Genomic DNA, 21,735 nt, shown 5'->3' on the forward strand with positions numbered 1-21,735 from the left:
CGGCGCTTCCGGGGCCCTGAGTGGCCCCCGGGAGCCAGAACGCCCCCACAGGCCCTGTACGGGGCTTGTGGGGGCGTTCTAGGCCGGTCTGTGTGGATCTACGTCCGTCGGATGCGGATCCGCACCCGTCAGGCGCGGATCCGCACCCGTCAGACGAGGTCGCCGCCCGGGAGCTCGACCTTGGCGCCCAGTTCCACGAGCTTCTCCATGAAGTTCTCGTAGCCGCGGTTGATCAGGTCGATGCCGTGCACCCGCGAGGTGCCCTCGGCGGCGAGCGCCGCGATCAGGTACGAGAACCCGCCGCGCAGGTCGGGGATGACCAGGTCGGCGCCCTGGAGCTTGGTGGGCCCCGAGACGACGGCCGAGTGCAGGAAGTTGCGCTGGCCGAAGCGGCAGGCGCTGCCGCCCAGGCACTCCCGGTAGAGCTGGATGTGCGCACCCATCTGGTTGAGCGCGGAGGTGAAGCCCAGGCGGGACTCGTAGACCGTCTCGTGGACGATGGAGAGGCCGGTGGCCTGGGTCAGCGCCACGACCAGCGGCTGCTGCCAGTCGGTCTGGAAGCCCGGGTGGACGTCGGTCTCCAGTGCGATGGCGTTGAGCGGGCCGCCCGGGTGCCAGAAGCGGATGCCGTGGTCGTCGATCTCGAACGCCCCGCCGACCCGGCGGTAGGTGTTCAGGAAGGTCATCATCGAACGCTGCTGCGCGCCGCGCACGTAGATGTTGCCGCCGGTCGCCAGCGCCGCGGACGCCCAGGAGGCGGCCTCCAGCCGGTCCGGGAGCGCCTTGTGGTTGTAGCCGCCGAGGCGGTCCACACCGGTGATCCGGATGGTCCGGTCGGTGTCGACGGAGATGATCGCGCCCATCTTCTGCAGGACGCAGATGAGGTCTTCGATCTCGGGTTCGACGGCGGCGTTGCTGAGCTCGGTGACGCCCTCGGCCAGGACGGCCGTCAGCAGCACCTGCTCGGTCGAGCCGACCGACGGGTAGGGCAGGCGGATCTTGCAGCCGCGCAGCCGCTGGGGGGCCTCCAGGTACTGGCCGCCCTCGCGCTTCTCGATGGTCGCGCCGAACTGGCGCAGCACCTCGAAGTGGAAGTCGATCGGCCGGCCGCCGATGTCGCAGCCGCCGAGGCCCGGGATGAAGGCGTGACCGAGGCGGTGCAGCAGCGGGCCGCAGAACAGGATCGGGATGCGCGAGGAGCCCGCGTGGGCGTCGATGTCGGCGACGTTCGCGCTCTCGACGTGCGAGGGGTCGAGCACCAGCTCGCCCGGTTCGTCACCGGGGCGGACGGTCACCCCGTGCAGCTGGAGCAGCCCGCGCACGACCCGGACGTCCCGGATGTCGGGAACGTTGCGCAGCCGGCTGGGCTCACTGCCGAGCAGGGCCGCGACCATCGCCTTGGGTACGAGGTTCTTCGCGCCGCGGACACGGATCTCGCCCTCGAGCGGAGTTCCGCCGTGGACAAGCAGTACATCGTCACTGATGCCGGTCATGAATCTCGCGTTCCGGAGAGGGGTGGGCAGGGGGCCAGTGAAAAGGGTAAGGGGCATGACCCCCCTGTTCGTAAGGCTGACGGGGCCGTAGGACTGTCATGAATTCGGCACAACACCCTGGGTGCCCGCCAGGTGGCGGAGCGTCTCCTTCCGGCTGGGGTCCGGCCGGAGGGCCGCGCGCGCCCCGTACTGCCGCGGTGCGCCCTGAGCTGCGCACGGTTTCGGATGTGCCGCCCACTCCCCCTCAAGGGCGAATGTGCGAGATCATGGCGCCATGACCGAGGTGTCCTCCCTCACAGGGCGGCTGCTCGTGGCCTCCCCCGCCCTCGCGGACCCGAATTTCGACCGCGCGGTGGTGCTGCTGCTCGACCACGACGAGCAGGGCTCGCTCGGCGTTGTCCTCAACCGGCCCACCCCGGTGGGCGTCGGTGACGTCCTGCTGCCCTGGGCTCCGCTGGCCAAGGACCCCGGAGTGGTCTTCCAGGGAGGCCCCGTGGCGCTGGACTCCGCGCTGGGGCTGGCGGTCATCCCGGGCGAGGAGGGTCCGCTCGGCTGGCGCCGGGTGCACGGGGCGATCGGTCTGGTGGACCTGGAGGCCCCGCCCGAACTCCTCGCGGCGGCCCTGGGGGGCCTGCGCATCTTCGCCGGGTACTCGGGCTGGGGACCGGGGCAGCTGGAGGAGGAACTGGGCGTGGGCGCCTGGTACGTCGTCGACTCCGAGCCGGGCGACGTCTCCTTCCCGGATCCGGAACGGCTGTGGCGCGCCGTGCTGCGGCGCCAGCGCAGCGAGCTGGCCATGGTGGCCACGTACGCGGACGACCCGTCGCTGAACTGAGCCCGGGGCCGGGGCGGCGGGTGCGGCCGGTGCGGATCCCTCGCGCGCGAGGGACTCGGTACCCTGGCAGTCATGAGCACTCTTGAGCCCGATCGCGGGACTGGTACGGGGACCCTCGTAGAGCCGACGCCGCAGGTGTCCCACGGCGACGGCGACCACGAGCGCTTCGCCCACTACGTCCAGAAGGACAAGATCATGGAGAGCGCGCTCGGGGGCACCCCCGTCGTCGCTCTCTGCGGCAAGGTCTGGGTTCCGGGCCGGGACCCGAAGAAGTACCCGGTCTGCCCCATGTGCAAGGAGATCTACGAGTCCATGGGCCCCGGCGGGGACAAGGACAAGGGCGGCAAGGACGGGAAGTAGTCCTCCGGCCCTCCTGAAAGCAGGACGAAGGCCCTCGGTGCGCACCTGTGCGCCCGGGGGCCTTTGCCGTGCCCCGGGGGCGGGTTAGGGTCGCCGCGTCAGCGCCCTGTGAAACGTACGTTGCACCTGATGCAACGGTGGAGGAGTCGAGGCCATGCCCGAGTTGATTCCGGAGCCGCGGTACGCGCGATTCCTGCCCGACGGCGGCACGTACGAGCTCACCGACCCGCTCCTCGACGCCGGGCCCGGCACCGGGGGCACGGCCCGCTGGCTGCGCCGCGAACTCGGGGCGGCCACCGGCTGGGCGCTGCCGGCCCCGGTCCGCGGGGAGGCGTACGGCGAACGCCCGGTGATCCGGCTCGCGCTGCGCCCCGACATCGCGCGGGGGGCCGGGGCGGAGTCGTACGAGCTCCACCTCACGGCGGGGTCCGTCCTCCTGGAGGGCGCCGACGAGGCGGGCCTCTTCTACGCCGCCCAGACGCTGCGTCAGCTGCTCGGGGCCGACGCGTACCGGCGGGCGCCGCTGCCCGGCGCGGTGTGGCGGCTGCCGGTCGGGGACCTCCTGGACGGCCCCCGCTTCGGCTGGCGCGGGATGATGCTCGACGTCGCCCGGCACTTCCTGCCCAAGGACGCGGTGCTGCGGTACATCGACCTGCTCGCCGCCCACAAGCTCAACGTGCTGCACCTGCACCTGACGGACGACCAGGGCTGGCGGGTCGAGATCAAGCGCTACCCGCGGCTCACCGAGGTCGGCGCGTGGCGGGCCCGCAGCCGGTGGGGACACCGGGCCTCCCCGCTGTGGAACGAGACCCCGCACGGCGGCTTCTACACCCAGGACGACCTGCGCGAGATCGTCGCGTACGCGGCGGAGCGGCACGTGCGGGTGGTGCCGGAGATCGACGTGCCGGGGCACTCGCAGGCCGCGATCGCCGCGTACCCGGAGCTGGGGAACACGGACGTGGTGGACACGGCGGCGCTGGAGGTGTGGGACGACTGGGGCATCAACGAAAACGTGCTCGCGCCCACCGAGGCCGTCCTGCGGTTCTACGAGGGGGTCTTCGAAGAGCTGCTGGAGGTGTTCCCCGCGGAGGTCTCGCCCTTCGTACACGTGGGCGGGGACGAGTGCCCCAAGGCGCAGTGGCGGGAGTCCGAGGCGGCGCAGGAGCGGATCCGGGAGCTGGGGGTCGACGGCGAGGACGGTCTGCAGTCCTGGTTCATCCGGCACTTCGACGGCTGGCTCGCGGAGCGCGGCCGCCGGCTCATCGGCTGGGACGAGATCCTGGAGGGCGGACTTGCCCCGGGAGCTGCCGTGTCCTCCTGGCGCGGCTACGCGGGCGGCATCGCCGCGGCGGAGGCCGGCCACGACGTGGTGATGTGCCCCGAGCAGCAGGTGTACCTGGACCACCGTCAGGCGGACGGCGAGGACGAGCCGATGCCCATCGGGTACGTACGGACATTGGAGGATGTATACCGGTTCGAGCCGGTTCCGCCGAAGTTGTCCGAAGAAGCCGCCGCCCACGTGCTGGGTGCGCAGGCCAACGTGTGGACCGAGGTGATGGAGGACCAGAGCCGCGTCGACTACCAGGTGTTCCCGCGCCTCGCGGCGTTCGCCGAGGTGGTGTGGTCCCGGCTGCCGCTGCCCGAGGAGCGGGACTACGCGGACTTCGAGGCGCGGATGACGGCGCACTACCGCCGCCTGGACGCCCTCGGGGTCGACTACCGGCCGCCCGGCGGCCCGTTGCCGTGGCAGCGCAGGCCCGGCGTGCTCGGACGCCCGATCGAGGGAGCGCCCCCGAACGTGTGACGAGCCCCCTGCGGGGTGAGCACGAGCTCCCCGAGGGATCTGCGCGGGCTCCCCGCGCGGAGGGGGAGGGGGCGGCGGCGCCGGGGCGGGAACGCGGCGCCGCCGGCGCGGGATCGAAGCCGGATCGAGGCCGGAGCGAGACCGGATCACGGACCGATCGCGGCCGGATCACGGTGGGATCGCGCGGGTGGTGCGGGGGCCGTGCGGGGGCCCGTGCGTGGGGTCTTGCGGGGGTGGTGCGCCGGTGGTGCGCGGGCGGTGGACCCTCGCGTCCGGTGCTCCGGAAGATGTGCCAGAGTTGCCACGTCCCGGCGGTGAGCACGTACCGTACGGCGGACAGGCGTGAGCGCCGGGACCGGGACATCGGGAAGGGGCAGCTGGGTTGACCACGCACGCACCGCACGCACCGCAGGCACGGGATTCGTCCCAGGGGCCCCGCAGCGACCCGCGGGCGGGGAACGCGGCGCAGTCCGTGACGCTGCCGGCCTCGCTCGACGAGGCCGTGGCGGCGCTCGCGGCCATGCCCGCCGCCGTCCCCGTGGCGGGCGGCACCGACCTCATGGCCGCCGTCAACGCGGGACTCCTGCGCCCCGCCGCCCTCGTGGGCCTCGGCCGGATCAACGAGATCCGCGGCTGGCAGTACCAGGACGGCCACGCGCTCCTCGGCGCCGGCCTCACGCACGCGCGCATGGGCCGGCCGGACTTCGCCGCCCTGATCCCGGCCCTGGCCGCCGCCGCGCGCGCCGCGGGCCCGCCGCAGATCCGCAACGCCGGCACGCTCGGCGGCAACATCGCCACGGCCGCGCCGACGGGTGACGCGCTCCCCGTGCTGGCCGCGCTGGAGGCCGTGCTCATCATCGTGGGGCCCGGCGGATCGCGGCGCGAGATCCCGGTCTCGCACCTGCTCGCCGGCCGGGAGATGCTCCGCCCCGGCGAGCTGATCGGCTTCGTGCGCGTGCCGTTGCTGCACGCGCCGCAGGTGTTCCTCAAGGCCACGGGCCGTACGGGACCGGGGCGGGCGACGGCGTCCGTGGGGCTCGTACTGGACCCCGCGCGCCGGGGTGTGCGCTGCGCGATCGGCGCGGTCGCCCCGATGCCGCTGCGGCCGCTGGAAGCCGAGCAGTGGGTCGCTTCGTTGATCGACTGGGACGGGGACCGCACTCTGGCCCCCGAGGCGCTCGAAGCCTTCGGCGAGTACGTCGCGGCGGCCTGCGTGCCCGACCAGGGGGAGCCGGTGGCTCCCGCAGTACTGCATTTGCGGCGGACGGTGGCCGTGCTGGCACGGAGGGCCCTGGGGAGGGCGCTGAGCTCATGAGTGAGAACGAGAACACGGGTCCCACGGGACCCAACTGGGGCTGGGAGCCGGTGCCGCACGGCGGCGAGTACGACTCCGACGCGACGGCCTTCGTGAAACTGCCGCAGGACATGCTGGACGCGCTCGGCACCGGGGAGCCCCTCGCGGCCCCCGGGCACGGCTACGTGCCGCCCCCGATGATCGTGCCGCTGGGTACGGGGAGTACGGATCCTGCGGCCACGGGCACGTGGACGATCCCGGTGCAGTGGCCGGAGGCGGGCGCGGCGACCCCGGCGGACGCCGGTGCGGGGGCTTCGGGGGCCGCGGCGCGGGCGCCGATCCCGGCGTCGGTGCCCATTCCGGCTTCGGTGGCCGCGGCGTTCGCGGAGCCGGCGGCGGAGCCGGTGGCCGAGCCCGTCGCGGAGCCCTTCGGGGAGTCCTTCGCAGAGCCTTTCGGCGAGCCCTTCGCTGGGAACCGGGCCGCCGCGCACGAGTCGGGGTCGACCGCCGAGTGGCGGTTCCCCGAGGCGGCGGCGAGCGACGTGTGGACCCCGGGAGGCGCCGGCGACACGGGCAGCTTCGGGCAGCTCGCGGCCGCGGCCGACTGGAGCCAGGCCCCCGCGACGCTGCCCGGCGGGGCCGCGGCCCCGTGGGCGACCCATCTGGACTTCGAGGGTGCGCGCGGGTACGTGGCGCAGCAGCCGGGTTCCGACGGGCCGGGTTCCGGCGCGCAGGGTTCCGACCCGCTGGGCTCCGGGGTGTTCCCCGGGGCGTTTCCCGGGGTGTCCGCACCGGCCGTCGGATCCTTCGGATCGGCCCCGGGACGCGGACCGCGCGTGCTGGGCGGCCCGGGAGTCGGTACCCCGCTGGACGGGGAGCCGGGCTACCCGGCCCCGCACGACATCGAAGCCGCCCACGGTCCGGCGCAGGTTCCGGACTCGGGGGAGCGGCAGCATCCGGGGACCGAGGGCGAAGCCCGGGGTGAGGCCCGGGGTGAGGCCCGGGGCGCGGGCGAAGCCGGGGTCGGCGGGGCGGAGCAGGGGTTCGGCGCGGGTGTGCCGGGCTCGGGCGGAGCCGGGGACCAGGGCGCGCACGAGGAGCAGGGCGGCCCCGGAGCCGGGGCCGTGGAGGCGGAGCAGGGTGACGGCGGAGCCGTGCCGGCCGCCGGCGGAGCCGGGGCCGCGCCCGCGCCGGGTACGGACGACGCCGACCCGGCTGTCGAGACGGCTCCGGCGGGGACGGCCGAAGGGGTTCCGGGCGAGGGGGCGACGTACGGGGAAGAGGACGCCGACGGAGCGGACGCCGCGGCCGTCGCCCACCACGAGCACCCGTCGGCCTCCTACGTCCTGCGCGTCAACGGGGCCGACCGCCCCGTCACCGGTGCGTGGATCGGCGAGTCCCTCCTCTACGTGCTGCGCGAGCGCCTCGGCCTCGCCGGCGCCAAGGACGGCTGCTCGCAGGGCGAATGCGGAGCCTGCGCCGTGCAGGTCGACGGCCGGCTCGTCGCCTCCTGCCTCGTCCCGGCCGCCACCGCGGCGGGCAGCGAGGTCCGCACCGTGGAAGGTCTCGCGACCGACGGGGAACTGTCGGACGTACAAGAGGCGTTGTGCAGGTCGGGTGCGGTGCAGTGCGGGTTCTGCGTGCCGGGCATGGCCATGACCATCCACGATCTGCTGGAAGGCAACCACGCCCCCAGCGAGCTGGAGACCCGCCAGGCGCTGTGCGGCAACCTCTGCCGCTGCTCCGGGTACTCGGGCGTCATCGAGGCGGTGCGCGAGGTCGTGGCCGAGCGCGGTTCGGCGGCGGAAGCGGCCGCCGCGGCCTCGGCCGAGGCCCGGATCCCGCACCAGGCCCCGCCGGGCGAGGGCGGCGTGCACGGGATGCAGGGCAATCAGGGGAACCAGGGGAACCACGGGATGCAGGGGAACCAAGGGATCCAGGGCGACCAGGGCAACCAGGGGATCCAGGGCAACCACGAGGGAGGCACGGCGTGAGCGCCCACGACGCGGCGACGGTCCCGGTATCGGTCGCGACACCGGTCACCGAGGGCGCGGAGCCGTCGGAGTCGGCGGTCCCGCGCGGCATCGGCGCGTCCGTCCCGGCGGCCGACACCCGCGCCAAGACCGAGGGCACCTTCCCCTACGCCGCCGACCTGTGGGCCGAGGGCCTCCTCTGGGCCGCCGTGCTGCGCTCCCCGCACGCCCACGCCCGCATCCTGTCCATCGACACCTCCGCCGCCGTGGAAATGCCCGGCGTGCGGGCCGTCGTCACCCACGCCGACGTCCCCGGCGCCACCACGCACGGCCGCCGCATCGCCGACCGGCCCGTCTTCGCGCACGACGTGGTCCGCCACCACGGCGAGCCCATCGCCGCCGTCGCCGCCGACCACCCGGACACCGCACGCCTCGCGGCCGCCGCGATCGCCGTCGAGTACGAGCTCCTCGACCCGGTCACCGACCCCGAACAGGCCTTCGGCGCCCCCGACCTGCACCCCGACGGCAACCTGATCCGGCACATCCCGCTGCGCTACGGCGACCCCGAAGCCACCGGCGACGTCGTCGTCGAGGGCCTCTACCGCATCGGCCGCCAGGACCCCGCCCCCATCGGCGCCGAGGCCGGGCTGGCCGTGCCGCGCCCCGACGGAGGCGTGGAGATCTACACCGCCTCCACCGACCCGCACACCGACCGCGACCTGGCCGCCGCCTGCTTCGGGCTGGAACCGGACCGCGTACGGGTCGTGGTCACCGGGGTCCCGGGCGCGACCGCCGACCGCGAGGACGCGGCGTTCCAGCTCCCGCTGGGCCTGCTCGCCCTGCGCACGGGCTGCCCGGTGAAGCTGGCCGCCACCCGCGAGGAGTCCTTCCTCGGCCACCCCCACCGCCACCCGACGCTGCTGCGCTACCGCCACCACGCGGACGCGGACGGCCGGCTGGTCAAGGTCGAGGCCCAGATCCTGATGGACGCGGGCGCGTACGCCGACGCCTCTTCGGAGTCCCTGGCCGCGGCGGTGGCCTTCGCCTGCGGCCCGTACGTGGTCCCGCACGCCTTCGTGGAAGGCTGGGCGGTCCGTACGAACAACCCCCCGTCGGGCCACGTGCGCGGCGAAGGCGCCATGCAGGTCTGCGCGGCCTACGAGGGCCAGATGGACAAGCTGGCGGCCGCCCTCGGCATCGACGGCGCCGAGCTCCGCCTGCGCAACGTCCTGGCCACCGGCGACCTGCTCCCGACGGGCCAGACGGTCACCTGCCCCGCCCCCGTGGCGGAACTCCTGCGCGCGGTCCGCGACCACGAGCTGCCCGCCCTCCCGAAGGACACCCCGGAGGAGGACTGGCTGCTCCCGGGCGGCCTGGAGGGCGCGGGGGAGCCGGGCGCGGTACGGCGCGGAGTCGGGTACGGGGTCGGCATGGTCCACATGCTCGGCGCGGAGGGCACCGACGAGGTGTCCACGGCCACGGTGAAGATCGTCGGCGGCGCGGCCACGGTCATCTGCGCGGCGGTGGATACGGGCCAGGGCTTCTCCACGCTCGCCCGCCAGATCGTCCAGGAGACCCTGGGCGTGGACGAGGTCGTCACGGCCCCCGTCGACACCGACCAGCCGCCGGCGGGCCCCTCCGCCCACGGCCGCCACACCTGGGTCTCGGGCGGCGCGGTGGAACGCGCCGCAAAGATGGTCCGCACGCAGCTCCTCCAGCCGATGGCGCACAAACTCGGCATGTCCACCGAACTCCTCCAGATCGCGGATGGCCGGATCACGTCGTACGACGGCGCCTTCTCCACGACGGTCGCGGAGGCGATGGAGGGCAAGGAGCTCTGGGCCACGGCCCAGTGCCGCCCGCACCCGACGGAGCCGCTGGACGGCGACGGCCAGGGCGACGCCTTCGTGGGCCTGGCCTTCTGCGCGATCCGCGCGGTGGTCGACGTCGACATCGAACTGGGCTCGGTACGCGTCGTCGAACTCGCCGTCGCCCAGGACGTGGGCCGCATCCTCAACCCCCGCCAGCTGGAAGCCCGTATCGAAGCGGGCGTCATCCAGGGCGTGGGCGCGGCCCTGACGGAGAACCTCCGCACGGCCTCGGGCCTGATCCGCCACCCCGACCTGACGGGCTACGCCCTGCCCACTTCCCTGGACGCCCCGACGGTCCGCATCGTCAAACTCGTCGAGGAACGCGACGTGGTGGCCCCCTTCGGCGCGAAGCCGGCGAGCGCGATCCCGGTGGTCACGGCCCCGGCAGCGGTGGCCTCGGCGGTCCGCGCGGCCACGGGCCGCCCGGTCAACAGGCTCCCGATCCGGCCATCTGCGGCAGTGGCGGCGCCCAACTCGTAACCTTGTGACCCCGATTGCACCTGCAACCCGGAACTTGGGCCTGTCGGACTCTCTCGATAGAGTGTTTGTGGACACTGGCGGCGTGCGGGTGCGAATGCGCACGAAGCGAGTGCGAACGGGGACGACGGGGAGTCGGGGAGGCCATCGTGGCAGTGGATTATGGGCCGGGCGTGTTCGGGCTGGACTTCGGCGTGGGCGTGGCCTCGCCGGCGGCTCTGGGCGCGCTCCAGGTCGAATACGAATCGCTGACCGACTACAAGAAGCGGGTCGACGGCCTGCTGGAGAAGCTGGACGGCTCCCCGGCGAGCGACAAGAAACTGGCGGACGGCACCCTCCCGGAGAACTCCCTCGGCGAGGGCTTCGCGGAGGCCAAGCGGCTGTTCACGGCCTACACGAACGTGCACACGCAGTTGCTTGCGCTGTCGAAGGGGCTGGCGGATCAGATCGAGGGGCTCAGCATCGCGATCCAGACGAGCGGCCGTGGTTTCGAGGGCGTCGACGAGGACACGAAGCGGCGGATGCTGGCGATCAGCAAGCAGGCCGACGCGAACTACGTCCCGGAACGGGACCCGTTGGCGCCTCCGCCCCCGCACAGTTCGGCTTCGCAGGGAAGTGCGTCGGCAGGAACGCAGGGGGAGGGCTTCTGATGGCGACGAACTTCGAGAGCCACACGCACCAGCAGCTGCTGGCCATGCTCGCCTCGGCCAATGCGGAGACCCTCAAGGCGCGCGGCGCCCAGCTGACGGACGCCGCGGCGACCATCAAGGAGATCGGCGAAAGCCTCAAGGACCACCGGGTGACCGGCTGGGAAGGCGAATCGGCCACGGCCTTCCAGGACTGGGTCAGCCGCACGGGCAACGCGACGCTGCGCTTGAGCGAGTACAGCGCCGAGGGCGGCAAGCAGCTGACGCAGGCCAGCCAGGTCGTCATCGAGGTCAAGGCCAACATGCCGACCTATGACAAGGGGGCCGCGGCCAATCTGGAGGCGGCCCGCGAGTACCACAACGACCCCGACGCGCAGCAGATCGGGCAGCAGGCGCACTCGAAGCTGAGCGGCGACCGGCAGCAGGCGATCCAGCAGATGACGAAGCTGGCGCAGGGGTACGAGGCTTCGGCTACTGGGATGGAGACGGCGGAGGTTCCGACGTTTCCGCGGCTGCCGGACACGTTCGTCCCACTGAATGTCGACAGTGGGGAGACGGTGGCGCGTCCCGCAGAGACCGCTGGCGCGGGAGGCTCCTCATCCGGGCCCGCGACGCAGGGTCCCAGCGGCTCATCGTCGACCTTCAGCCCTCCTTCCGGTGCGCCGGCAGAGAAGGGCGGCACCTCGACGGGGGTGACGGGGCCTACACCGGGACCCACTCCGGTGCCCCCCGACCGCAGCATTGGCACCGGTCTCGACACCGTCGGCCCGACGCCGAGTACGACCCTTCCCCCGGCCCCGGGAGTACCCGGAGGCCCGAGTCCGGTTGGGCCGGGCGGTGGCGGTCCGGGTGTCACGCCTGGCGGGTTCGTCCCGCCCCTGACGCTGCCGCCGGGTGTCGGTGTACCCAAGCCGATCGGCGGTGTCGGCCCTGGCGGCTTCGGTCCCGGCGGGACCATTCCAGGCCCCGGCGGGGTTGGCGGGAAGGGCGGCGGACTGGGCGGTGTTGCAGGGCTGCCCCCGCGCGACAGTGGCATTACGGGTGGTCGGCCGGTCACGCCCGGTGGGCCGGGCGCGAGCATCCCCCGTGGCACGGTCATCGGTGCCGAGGGCGCCCAGGCGGGCGGTCGCGGCATGGGCATGGGCGGTGGCGGAGCGCACGGCAGTCTCGGCAATCCCATGGCCGGTCGCCGCCTCGCCACCGAACCTGGCGGCGTCTTCGGTGGTGGGCAGCCAGGTGCGGGTGGTCGCTCTATCACTGGTGGTCAGCCGTTTACCCAGGGCGGTTCCGGGCTGGTTCGTGGTGGATCGGGCGCCGGTCCGGTGGGTGGTCCTATGGGCCACGGCGGCGCTGGTGCGCAGGCTCCGGGCCGACGGGGCGATGGTCGGCAGGGCGAGCGCCCTGACTACCTGGCTGAGGACGAAGAGACGTGGCAGAGCGATGGTCGTGTCGCTCCGCCGGTGATCGACTGAGTGGAGCGGACGTTGCACGGGATGCGTATGCGTAGGGCGACGGCGGTCTTGGCGGGCTTCCTGCTGGCGGGGGTCGCGGCGACCCCCGCCCATGCGGAGACCATTCGGTCGCAGCAGTGGCATCTCACGTCGATGAAGGCAGAGGACATCTGGAAGACCAGTACGGGCAAGGGTGTCACGGTTGCCATCATTGACAGCGGTGTTGACCCCATCCCAGAACTGGAAGGCCAAGTCGTACCGGGCAAGAACTACGCCACGGCCTACAAGGGTGATGAGCGAACGGATTGGAACAACCACGGTACGACTATGGCGGCGATCATCGCGGCTAGCGGGAAACACCCCAGCGGCGACGGATCATTCGGACTTGCCCCCGGAGCCAAGATTCTCCCGATCCGTGTGCCGCAGGGCGAGAACGCGGCCAATCCGATCTGGACCGAAGCAATTCGGTATGCGGCCGACTCGAGCGCAAAGATCATCAACATCTCCATGGCTACATCGGTAGAAGACCCGGCACGCCTCGAAGCGGTGAAGTACGCCATCTCCAAAGGGAAGCTGATCTTTGCTGGCGTGGGTAACAACGGGGATGCAGGAAACAGGGTCCTTTACCCGGCTGCAACGCCAGGCGTGGTGGGCGTTGGCGCCGTGGACAAAAATGGGAAGGTAACTGCAGAGTCACAGCACGGTTCCCAGGTCGACTTGACTGCCCCGGGTGCTGACATCGTTACGGCTTGCGCCAGCGGGACTCAACTGTGCAAGAACCACGGCACTAGTGATGCCACCGCCCTTGCTTCCGCCTCTGCCGCGCTGATCTGGTCCGCCCACCCCGACTGGACCAACAATCAGGTGCTTCGCGTCCTCATGAATACCGCCGGCAAGCCCGTCGACGGCGCCGAGCGCAGTGACTTCATCGGCTACGGCACGGTCCGCCCCCGCATCGCGGTACCCAACCCCGGTGACCCCGGCCCCGCGGACGTCTACCCGCTCCCCGACCTCGCCGCAGCCGGCGGAGGGACGGGGACGAAGGCTCCCTCGGCCTCCTCCCCGTCCAGCCCCGAGGCTCCCGCCCCCGCTCCTCAGGCCGACGTGAAGAAGGACGACGGCGTCGGCGGCAGCAATCTCCCCTATGTCGGGCTCGCGCTCGGCCTCGGGGCCTGCGTGCTCATCGGCGGAGCCGTCACCGCCGTTGTCGTCCGGCGCCGGAGCCGCTGACTCGCGCGAAGCTCCGTAGCCGCACACCACCAGAGCCGGAAGGGAAGGCCACCGCATGTCGTTCGACGAGGAATGGTCCACGGCACGGAACACCGCCGCCGCCAACGTCTCCACGCGGCTCAACAGTGTCCCGGCCGCGCCCGGCCCGGGCGGCGGCAGCGCCGATCTGGAGCTGAACCAGGACCAGATCGGCGAGGTCGGCTCCGAGGCCTACAAGCTCCACACCCGGCTCTCCACCGACGGCAAGCACGCCGCCGCCTCCACCGCCGAGGCGGCCGGCGCGCTCACGCGGGAGGGCTTCGCGAGCGGCGCGGCCCTGCTCAAGGTCAACACCCGCTGGGAGAGCCAGCTCAAGACCCTCGTGGCCGCCTGCGCGAACATCTCCAACGGCCTGAACTACTCGCTCTCCTCGCACAGCAAGGAAGAGCAGCAGCTGCACGCCGATTTCACGGCCTCCAGGATCGACCAGCTCCTCAAGTAGCGAAGGCAGCGAACACGTGCTGACGTACGAGAACGTGATGAACGCGCCCCTGGGCCCGCTCCAGACCGCGATCACCGACTGGGCCACGATGGTCAAGAAGCTGGACGAACTGGCGGAGTCGGCCCGGAACGGCATGAAGGCCAAGTCGGACAAGGCCCAGTGGAACGGCGTCACGGCGGGCGTCGCCCGCCCCTTCGTCGACAAGACGGCCAAGGAGTTCGAGGACGCGGCCCGGGAGGCCAAGGGCATCCACCTCCTGCTCGCCGACGGCCACGCCACCATCAAGGCGGTCCAGGAGCAGATCAAGAAGCTGGTCGCGGACGCCCCGGCCGCCGGTTTTCGAATAGACGAGAGCGGGCGGGTGTCCGCCATCCCGCTCGCCGATGCACAGGACCGCTACGCGGCCCAGCATGATCCGGACTACCAGGCGACGCTCCGCCAGAATCAGGGCCTGTGGCAGGACCGGGTCGACCGGGCCGTCGAGGACGCCCAGGACGCGGACGACTCCCTCGTCCGCGCGCTCCAGGCCAATGTCACGGACGACAACGACTTCACCGCGCCGAAGTACGGCACCCTTGACGCCGAACAAGCGGACCGGGCGGCCGCGCTGATGAAGAAGGTCACGGGTGACGGCGGCACGGCCCGCAACCCCGAGGCGCTGCGCGAGCTGGAGGACCTGCTCGACGACAACCGGGAGGACCCCGAGTTCGCGACGGGCTTCTACCGGACGGTCGGCGCCGAGGGCACGTTGGAGGCGTACGCCACCATGTCGCTGGATGCCACGAGCCTCGGCGTCGCGGGCAAGGACCGTGCGCTCATGGTCGCGAACATCCAGAGCGACATGGGGGCGATGCTCGGCCTGGCCACGCACAAGGACGTGCCGAACCACCTCGACGCCGCGTGGACGACTCAGCTGATGAAGGCCGGCCGCAAGGAGATGCAGGTCACCGGCGGTGTGACGACGATCTACGGCTATCAGGCGCTCGGTGCGCTGATGCGCGAGGGGAAGTACGACACGGAGTTCCTGACTTCGGTCGGCCGCGACATGGTCGCGATGGACCGCAAGGATCCGAAGGCCTGGGAGTACCACACCCCGTACGGCCTCGACTCGGTCCTCAACCAGGGCGAGGGCGGCGGGCGGGGCTTCTACCCGCTGACGGGTCTGATGGAGGCGCTGGGCAACAACCCGGACGCGGCGACGGCCTTCTTCAACGAGCCGGTCCGCGAGGACGGCAACCACGACGGCATCGTCACGAAGGACGACAAGCCGGTCGGCGGTCAGCACGGCAAGGACCAGGGCATGGTCGACTACATGCTCGACAAGAAGCCGTACGCGGACAGCTTCGACATCGCGAAGACGGGTGACGTGCACCCGGGGCAGGAGGCGCTGGGCGGCGCCCTGGAAGCGGCGGTATCGGGTCGTGCGGTGGGCGACGAGGACGCGAAGCCCGTACCGCACACCGGCCCGATGACGGATGTCATGGAACGGGTCGTCGAGAAGATCGGCGACGACCCGTCCCTGGTGGCGCAGGATCCTGACGACGAGGACAAGAAGCCGAGTCTCGGCTCCATGGCCGGCCACTTCGGCAACATGGCGGCCGAGTACGTTCCGGACCTCCAGGCGGCCGCCGAGAACGGCGGCAACCAGATCAAGGTCGCCGGATCCATGGCCGAGTTCGACGAGGCGACGGTGGCCCGGTTCCTCGGCTCGGTCGGCCAGGACCCCGGGGCGTACGGTGCGATCACCAACGCGAACCAGGCGTTCACGGCGGTGCTCGTCAACGATGTGATCCAGCACCGGGGCGAAACCACCCTGTTGGGTGAGGCGGTGGAGGTCGCGGTGCAGCCCGGTGGCCAGATCGCCGGAATGATGACGGAGGCCCGCGCCCAGGGCATGCACGCCGCGACCGCCCACACGAACGAGGAGTACGTGAAGGGCGTCGAGGACGGAGCGAAGTGGATCAACCGCGGCATCACCGCCGCCGGTGGCAAGTACCTGGAACTGGTGCCGCTCGCCGGTGACGTCGTGGAGTGGGTCCAGGAGGACGTCACCGAGCACTTCGTCGAGGAGGCCAAGGACAAGGGCAAGGAGAAGGTCGGCGACACGGAGAAGGCCGTGGCGGAGATGTACTCCCGGAGCGATGCGAGTACCAGTGGCGCTGCCGCGAACGCGGTGCGCAACGCGGCCGCCGACTCCGGACTGTCACAGAAGGACATCGACACGCTGGCCGGTGCGGCCTCCGCGCAGTCCTCGGTCGCCCATTCGGTCGGCCGGGACCTGGTGGACAGCTCGAAGGGGACATCCTGATGACCACGAAGAAGAACGCCCCGATGGCGCACACCGCCCGGTCCACCCGCACCGCCCGCGTTGCGGCACTCGCGGCACTGGCGGTGCTCGTGGCGACGATCGCGGGATGCGGCTCGTCGGACCCCGAGCCGAAGCCGTCCCGTTCCTCGAAGCAGCGTCCGGAAGTGGAGCGGACGGAGGCCTGCCCCGGGTTGATCACCGATGCTGCCGGTGAGGCGCTGATGCACGTGCTGCAGTCCTCGCAAGTGGTCAACAACGCCGCGCAGACCGTCGGTGTCGCGGCGATGGGCAAGGCTCTGGAGGAGGCCTACCGCGAGGGTGCCGGACCCCGGGAGTTGACCGCTCCCGTGTGCACGATCACCGGATCCGTGGGCCTGGGGAAGCGAGTCGGGGAGATCCGCATCGCCGCCGGGAGCGCGGCCCCCGGGGACCCGGGAGCCGCGGGGACGGGGGTCCGGGTGGTGCGCGCAGACAAGCAGCGCGGCGTGTCCTTCGACTGCGTGAGCACCCGTGTCGGCTCCACGCGCGCCGTACCGCTGCGGATCACCGCCTCGTACGAGGACAAGTACCAGAACAGCAAGGGCGACGCCGCTCTGGGTGAGGACTACCTGGTCCTTGCCCACTCCGCCGCGCTCGCGATCGCCAGGGAATCGGGATGCGAGAACACCGGCGGCCTGCCCGCTGAGGCCGCTGCCTTCCCGAAGCCCTGACGCACGACAGCAAGAAGGCCGCTCAGGAAAACGTCCTGAGCGGCCTTCTTTGTAGAAGCCGTGACCGGAATCGAACCGGCGTAACTCGCTTTGCAGGTCTGTCTCGGCTAGCCAGGGTGCGGGCCGTGGGCGTTCACCACGGTTCAACACCGTGCGGTCGCAGGCCAGGAGGGACTCGGCAGACGCGTTCGGACGGCGGCGTACGTCTATGAACGAGACGGGAACTGAGACGGATCGACGCCAGGAGGTCCACGTCACGCAGGCGGAGTTCACGTGCCGGCGGAATCTGGTGTTCGGGAGCGTGGGGCGCCTGGGAGTCCGAGATGGAAGAGGTCTGGGTGGCGCCGGTCTGTCGGATTCCGCATAGCCCCTGACCGGAACCGACGGATGCGGCACTATATGTGATCAGAGCCGAGCTGGGTCGGCTTGCCAGCCTGGGAGGTTCCTGATGCCGTCGTTCCAATTCTGTCTGTACGAGGTATCGGTTCGGCAGTTCCAGAAGAAGGACACACGTCGGCTTGTTGCCGAATTCAACCCGCGGCGACACGATTTGTTCGACATTCTTCAAGGCTTCATGAATGACAAGCTAGGCTCCAAGGGTGTTTCTCTCCAAAAAAGTGAGCATTATATTCGCCTCCAGAAACTTGAGGGCAAGTCGCGCATTCTCTGGGCAACGGTTGAAGCGGGGAGGTTTGGCAACCCGGGAATTGTTGTGGCGACGGATACCGGGGATAATGAGTTTGATATCAAATCCACCGATGCTCCGACGTACCCATTGAGGCAGTGCTTTGTTGTTCCGAGATCCGGTGAGTCTGTCATCTGGGCGACTGAAGTGATCGGGCAGTCTACAGCGATCACGTCGTTCTGGACGCCATTTAGCGACTGGTTCAAGGAAGAGTACGATTCGGATCGGCTTGTCGTGGATAGGGATCCCCTTCAGAGCACTAATGCCTGGACTGCTTTTATTGAAGAGTCTGCGCTGCAAGAGATCAACTTTCTTGTGCGGGTACAAGACTCGGATGGCGCGGTCGGGGTTCGTACGCAGGAATACAAGGTGAAGAGCGGTCGCGGCACACGGCTCAGGAAAGACTGGCTTGACAGGGCCCTCAAGCGAGATCTCCCACCCTCTGCCGTTTTCACTGCCACGGGCATCCCTGACCCGGATGAGGTGCACCTCAGCATTGAACGAGAGGGGAAGAGTCGAACCATCGTTGTGGGTAGGGAGTTCCCTCGGTTCATGTATCAGATCGAATCTCCGGATGGGGTTCGCCCTGATGACGCCACATTTCAGCGGGAGGTACTGTCAGAGGTAGGTGCTTCACTTGACCTCATGGGGGTCAGCCGCGGCGATTGGCAGGCATGACCTGAAGCTGCGTGAGCGGAGGGTCGCATGAGTGCCAAGTGGAGCGTAGCTAAGATCGCTGCTGCTCACTTCAAGACTTACTGGGATGCCAGCAAGGGGCGCGTCATGGTGTCCGACTATGTGATGTTCGTCGGCCTGCCTGTGCTACTCGCACTCTTCGCTGGCGTGATGACGCATCGGGGTCATTTCCATGTTCGTGACGTCTCGAAATTGATTGGTGGAATTGGAGTCTTTACGGGGCTTCTTTTCGGTCTCCTCACGAACGTGTTCACGCTTAGCTTGCGTGTTCGTCGGGATGAGGGATTGGATCCTGAACATGTCGTCGTTAAGCAAGTTCGCGAATTGTTCTTCAATGTGTCCTGGGCGGTTGTAATCGGGTGCTGCCTGGTTATCGCATTAGTTCTGGCTGCCGCCACTCACTCAACGACATCGGCCCTCGGGCCGGTTTGGGCCAGCCTGCTGGCCTTCCTTTTTCTGCACCTTATGTTCACCATCTTCATGGCACTCAAGAGGCTTTGGTATGCCCATGAAGCGGTTGCCAAGCTTCCGGCGAAGCGAAAGTAGACGGCTGTTGAGTCGGGTAGCGCCTATCTGTGTAGGGATGGGCGCTTGGCGCTGTTCGGGGGAGTCGTGGCACCCTTGGTAGCGAAGTTGTAAGACAGACAGGAGTGCAAGTGCCTGAGGCCAGTCCCCGAGGTACCTACTTGGTCATCTCGGAAGTGTTGCGCAAGGGGATCGAATTGGGTGAGATCGTTTACGCGCTCCCCTCCGAGGCCGATCTCGTCCGGGTGCATGACGTCTCCCGCAACACGGTCCGTCGAGCCCTTAAGGTCCTCGAAGCCGAGGGTGTGCTTGAGTCCGTACCCGGCACCGGGTGGCGTGTCGTCCGGGGTGGGGACCGGCGATCCCTCGTTGAGCGGATGACTGATGTGATCGCAGAGGACTCGCTCGCGATCGGTGATACCTACCCGTCCGAGGCGAAGCTCTGTGATCGCTTCGGTGTATCCCGCACAGCGGTGCGCCGTGCCCTTGGTCAGATGGAGGGGACCGGGTTGCTCGACACGGTTCACGGCAAGGGGCGTACCGTGCGCGCTCTCCCCACTCCCAGCGGCCGGCCGTAGCCTTGGCCGTCATGGGACTGACTACTTGGGCCTACTCGCTCTCCGAATCGCTGCTGTCCGATCCGCTGCCGCGCCGCTGGGTGCACTCGCTCGGGGTTGCCGAGCGTGCCCGCTCCCTGGGGCCGATTCTCAGCGCCGACGCGGAGCTGCTGGAAGCGGCCGCGGTGCTCCACGACATCGGCTACTCGCCGAGTCTGGCCACGACCGGGTTCCACCCATTGGACGGGGCTCGGTTCCTCCGGGATCAGGAGGGTGTCGACGACCGGGTCGTGCGCCTCGTGGCCCATCACTCCTGCGCCCTCCTGGAGGCCGAGGAGCGAGGGCTCCGGCAGGAGCTGGAGAGCGAGTTTGAGCTGGAACGCCCCGAACTCGTGGACGCGCTGCTGTTCTGTGACATGACGACGACGCCGGATGGACTCCACACCACACCGGCGCGACGGCTGGCAGAGATCGTGGAGCGTTACGGGCCGGACACGATCGTCGGCCGCTTCATCCAGCGGGCGGCACCCGAGATCCATGCAGCCGCAGAGCGGGTGGAGTCCCGTATGGCCAAGGCAGCCGCCAGGAATCAGCCGATGTAGGGCTCAGACCGCGAGTCGTCCAGGCCGTGCTGGATGCGCAGCCTCATGGACGGGTGGATGTCTAGGTCATCGAGGTCCGCCGGATCCATCCATCGGACCTCTTTCGACTCGCTGCTCGTCCGAAGTGAACCGCCGGTCGGGTGGGCGCGGAAGCAGATCGAGAACTGCTGCCGCACCTCGCCGTCGTCGTACGCGAGCACGTGCTGAGGGTCGGTGTAGAGCCCCGAGATGCCGTCGATCTCGACCGTGATCCCCGTTTCCTCCTCCACCTCCCGTACGACCGTGTCGCCGATGCTCTCGCCGATGTCGTGACCGCCCCCGGGGAGCGCCCACAGGTCGTTGTCGGTCTTGTGGATGATGAGCAGCCGTCCGGCGTCGTCACGGACGACTGCAGTCACCGAGGGGACTACGGAGTTGGCCGCTGGCGCGTTGGGATCGCGGAAGTAGTCGATTCGGCTCATGCGTGCGGACCTCCGAAGTCGACAGGTGAAGCGATGGGCCTGGCTGACTCCCAGACCCGTTCGATGCTCTCAGCGTACGCATCGAACAGTTCACCCCCTGGCACCCGCTGGATGTGCAGGACCGGGGCCATGTACGCGCCGACCCCGTACAGGTGGCCGTTGGCCAGCATCTCGTCGTCAGCTCGGTAGATCGAGTTGTAGAGGGTTGTGGAGTGGAGCCTGAACTCGACCCCGGGGAGACCGAAGAGGGGGCCGTAGTTGACGAGCGCGTTCCGAACCTTGCTGGCCATGGCGGGGCCGATCCCCTCATCTGTGCCGCGCACCGCGACGGCGGAGCTTTCCGGCTCGCCGAGCATGAAGCGGATGGAGACGCCGGCCGCTGACTTCTCCTTCACCACCTGGTGGAACGCAGGGTCCTCGGTGAGCCAGAAGCCCGAGTAGACGAGCACGTCGAAGTCCTGTTTCGCCTTTGCGTAGAGCTGCGGCCACAAGTGGTTCGGCACGACAGAGCGGTGTGGATACAGCTTGATCAGCTCTGCATTCCCCGCCTCGGTCACCTCGGCAGACGTCCGTTCCTCCGGCCACAGGTAGGACATCTCGCACTGGAGAAGGGAGGCGGCGGCGTACTGGAAGCGGCGGTAGGGCTTCCGCTTCGGATCGCCGATCCAGCGTTCCACTGTTTTCGCCGACACCCCCAACCGAGCCCCGACTTGATCAAGCGTCAGGCCGCTTTCGATGATCGCGCCACGCAGTCGTTCGTTGGCCATGCCGCGCTCTCCCCCCTGGGACGACTTGGTGCGACTTCACCGTAGCGAAGTCGTCCACAAGTCGTACATGTGCGGGGTCGATCGTCTTGGGTACTCAGGCCAATCTGTAAGCAGATCGAGCGAGGGACTCGCAGAACCCCAAACAGCCGAAGGGCTTGACGGAGCGAATCCTTCTCTGCAAGATGAGGAACACGTAATACATGTACCTCATGGAAACGCCCGGAAGGCCCCGTGAAACGGGTTCGAAGGAAGCGTCCGTCGGTTGAGAACTGAACAGCGTGCCGACCCAGCCACATGCACAGGTGTGGTCGATGGGTGCAGGTCACCACCCCGACCGCCCATGTCGGGCCAGGTGCCTGCCCGGATCCGCCTTCTCGGCGGGTCCGGCATTGCGTGATCGGAGGGCTCGGCCCTCCGTGTTGCTCCGATGGTCGTAGGTCGGGTTCGACTCCCGGCCGGAGCGCGGCCCCGCCTGCTGGGGCTCTCGATGCGCCCTCCGGGGGGGGGG

19 protein-coding genes are annotated in these 21,735 nt (G+C 69.9%); 16 read left to right on the plus strand and 3 right to left on the minus strand.

Annotated elements, in window-relative coordinates:
* Positions 1 to 149: 149 nt before the first annotated feature.
* Positions 150 to 1,493, minus strand: coding sequence for a UDP-N-acetylglucosamine 1-carboxyvinyltransferase (gene murA / locus ACFVX6_RS15310; RefSeq protein ID WP_389691560.1), 1,344 nt, complete (start codon positions 1,491 to 1,493; stop codon positions 150 to 152).
* Between the two features lie 274 nt (positions 1,494 to 1,767).
* Here murA and ACFVX6_RS15315 point away from each other — a divergent pair, with 274 nt between their 5' ends.
* From ACFVX6_RS15315 to ACFVX6_RS15390, 16 genes are all read left to right on the plus strand, one after another.
* A complete protein-coding gene (locus tag ACFVX6_RS15315) occupies positions 1,768 to 2,328 on the plus strand; it encodes a YqgE/AlgH family protein (protein WP_389691562.1) in 561 nt (186 codons plus the stop codon).
* Positions 2,329 to 2,400: 72 nt separating this feature from the next.
* Entirely contained in the window at positions 2,401 to 2,688 is a 288-nt protein-coding gene (locus ACFVX6_RS15320) for a DUF3039 domain-containing protein (RefSeq protein ID WP_243337322.1), read from the plus strand.
* A gap of 154 nt (positions 2,689 to 2,842) precedes the next feature.
* Entirely contained in the window at positions 2,843 to 4,492 is a 1,650-nt protein-coding gene (locus ACFVX6_RS15325) for a beta-N-acetylhexosaminidase (protein WP_389691564.1), read from the plus strand.
* A gap of 382 nt (positions 4,493 to 4,874) precedes the next feature.
* Positions 4,875 to 5,807, plus strand: a complete 933-nt coding sequence (locus ACFVX6_RS15330) for an FAD binding domain-containing protein (protein WP_389691566.1) — start codon at positions 4,875 to 4,877, stop codon at positions 5,805 to 5,807.
* A complete protein-coding gene (locus tag ACFVX6_RS15335; protein ID WP_389691568.1) occupies positions 5,804 to 7,780 on the plus strand; it encodes a 2Fe-2S iron-sulfur cluster-binding protein in 1,977 nt (658 codons plus the stop codon). Before ACFVX6_RS15330 ends, ACFVX6_RS15335 begins: the two co-directional genes overlap by 4 nt.
* 89 nt (positions 7,781 to 7,869) lie before the next feature.
* Entirely contained in the window at positions 7,870 to 10,110 is a 2,241-nt protein-coding gene (locus ACFVX6_RS15340; protein WP_389691669.1) for a xanthine dehydrogenase family protein molybdopterin-binding subunit, read from the plus strand.
* A 146-nt stretch (positions 10,111 to 10,256) separates the two neighbouring features.
* Positions 10,257 to 10,757: a hypothetical protein gene (locus ACFVX6_RS15345; RefSeq protein WP_389691570.1), complete on the plus strand. Its 501-nt coding sequence runs from the start codon at positions 10,257 to 10,259 to the stop codon at positions 10,755 to 10,757.
* Positions 10,757 to 12,226 carry a WXG100 family type VII secretion target gene (locus ACFVX6_RS15350; RefSeq protein WP_389691572.1) on the plus strand — a complete coding sequence of 490 codons (1,470 nt, stop codon included), beginning with the start codon at positions 10,757 to 10,759 and terminating at the stop codon, positions 12,224 to 12,226. The genes ACFVX6_RS15345 and ACFVX6_RS15350 overlap by 1 nt, the downstream gene beginning before the upstream one ends.
* Before the next feature lie 48 nt (positions 12,227 to 12,274).
* On the plus strand, positions 12,275 to 13,435 hold the full coding sequence (gene mycP, locus ACFVX6_RS15355; RefSeq protein WP_389691574.1) for a type VII secretion-associated serine protease mycosin: 1,161 nt from the start codon (positions 12,275 to 12,277) through the stop codon (positions 13,433 to 13,435).
* 55 nt (positions 13,436 to 13,490) lie between these two features.
* Entirely contained in the window at positions 13,491 to 13,916 is a 426-nt protein-coding gene (locus ACFVX6_RS15360) for a hypothetical protein (RefSeq protein ID WP_389691576.1), read from the plus strand.
* Positions 13,917 to 13,932: 16 nt separating this feature from the next.
* Positions 13,933 to 16,224 (plus strand): hypothetical protein, encoded by a 2,292-nt coding sequence (locus ACFVX6_RS15365; protein WP_389691578.1) that lies wholly within the window; start codon positions 13,933 to 13,935, stop codon positions 16,222 to 16,224.
* Positions 16,224 to 16,934, plus strand: a complete 711-nt coding sequence (locus tag ACFVX6_RS15370) for a hypothetical protein (RefSeq protein WP_389691580.1) — start codon at positions 16,224 to 16,226, stop codon at positions 16,932 to 16,934. The genes ACFVX6_RS15365 and ACFVX6_RS15370 overlap by 1 nt, the downstream gene beginning before the upstream one ends.
* A 448-nt stretch (positions 16,935 to 17,382) precedes the next feature.
* Complete coding sequence (locus ACFVX6_RS15375; RefSeq protein ID WP_389691582.1) at positions 17,383 to 18,297, plus strand: hypothetical protein; 915 nt, start codon at positions 17,383 to 17,385, stop codon at positions 18,295 to 18,297.
* Between the two features lie 27 nt (positions 18,298 to 18,324).
* Positions 18,325 to 18,861, plus strand: a complete 537-nt coding sequence (locus ACFVX6_RS15380; protein WP_389691584.1) for a hypothetical protein — start codon at positions 18,325 to 18,327, stop codon at positions 18,859 to 18,861.
* 110 nt (positions 18,862 to 18,971) lie between these two features.
* Entirely contained in the window at positions 18,972 to 19,418 is a 447-nt protein-coding gene (locus tag ACFVX6_RS15385) for a GntR family transcriptional regulator (RefSeq protein ID WP_389691586.1), read from the plus strand.
* 11 nt (positions 19,419 to 19,429) lie between these two features.
* On the plus strand, positions 19,430 to 19,999 hold the full coding sequence (locus ACFVX6_RS15390) for an HD domain-containing protein (protein WP_389691588.1): 570 nt from the start codon (positions 19,430 to 19,432) through the stop codon (positions 19,997 to 19,999).
* On the opposite strand, the gene ACFVX6_RS15395 is transcribed toward ACFVX6_RS15390, so the two are convergent.
* Both ACFVX6_RS15395 and ACFVX6_RS15400 read right to left on the minus strand, forming a co-directional pair.
* Positions 19,987 to 20,460, minus strand: a complete 474-nt coding sequence (locus ACFVX6_RS15395; RefSeq protein WP_266970533.1) for an NUDIX hydrolase — start codon at positions 20,458 to 20,460, stop codon at positions 19,987 to 19,989. The two genes, ACFVX6_RS15390 and ACFVX6_RS15395, sit on opposite strands and share 13 nt — an antisense overlap.
* Complete coding sequence (locus ACFVX6_RS15400) at positions 20,457 to 21,227, minus strand: helix-turn-helix domain-containing protein (protein WP_389691590.1); 771 nt, start codon at positions 21,225 to 21,227, stop codon at positions 20,457 to 20,459. Before ACFVX6_RS15400 ends, ACFVX6_RS15395 begins: the two co-directional genes overlap by 4 nt.
* Positions 21,228 to 21,735: the final 508 nt, after the last annotated feature.

Source organism: Streptomyces sp. NPDC058289 (genome assembly GCF_042880975.1).
Taxonomy (GTDB): Bacteria; Actinomycetota; Actinomycetes; order Streptomycetales; family Streptomycetaceae; genus Streptomyces; species Streptomyces stoeckheimensis.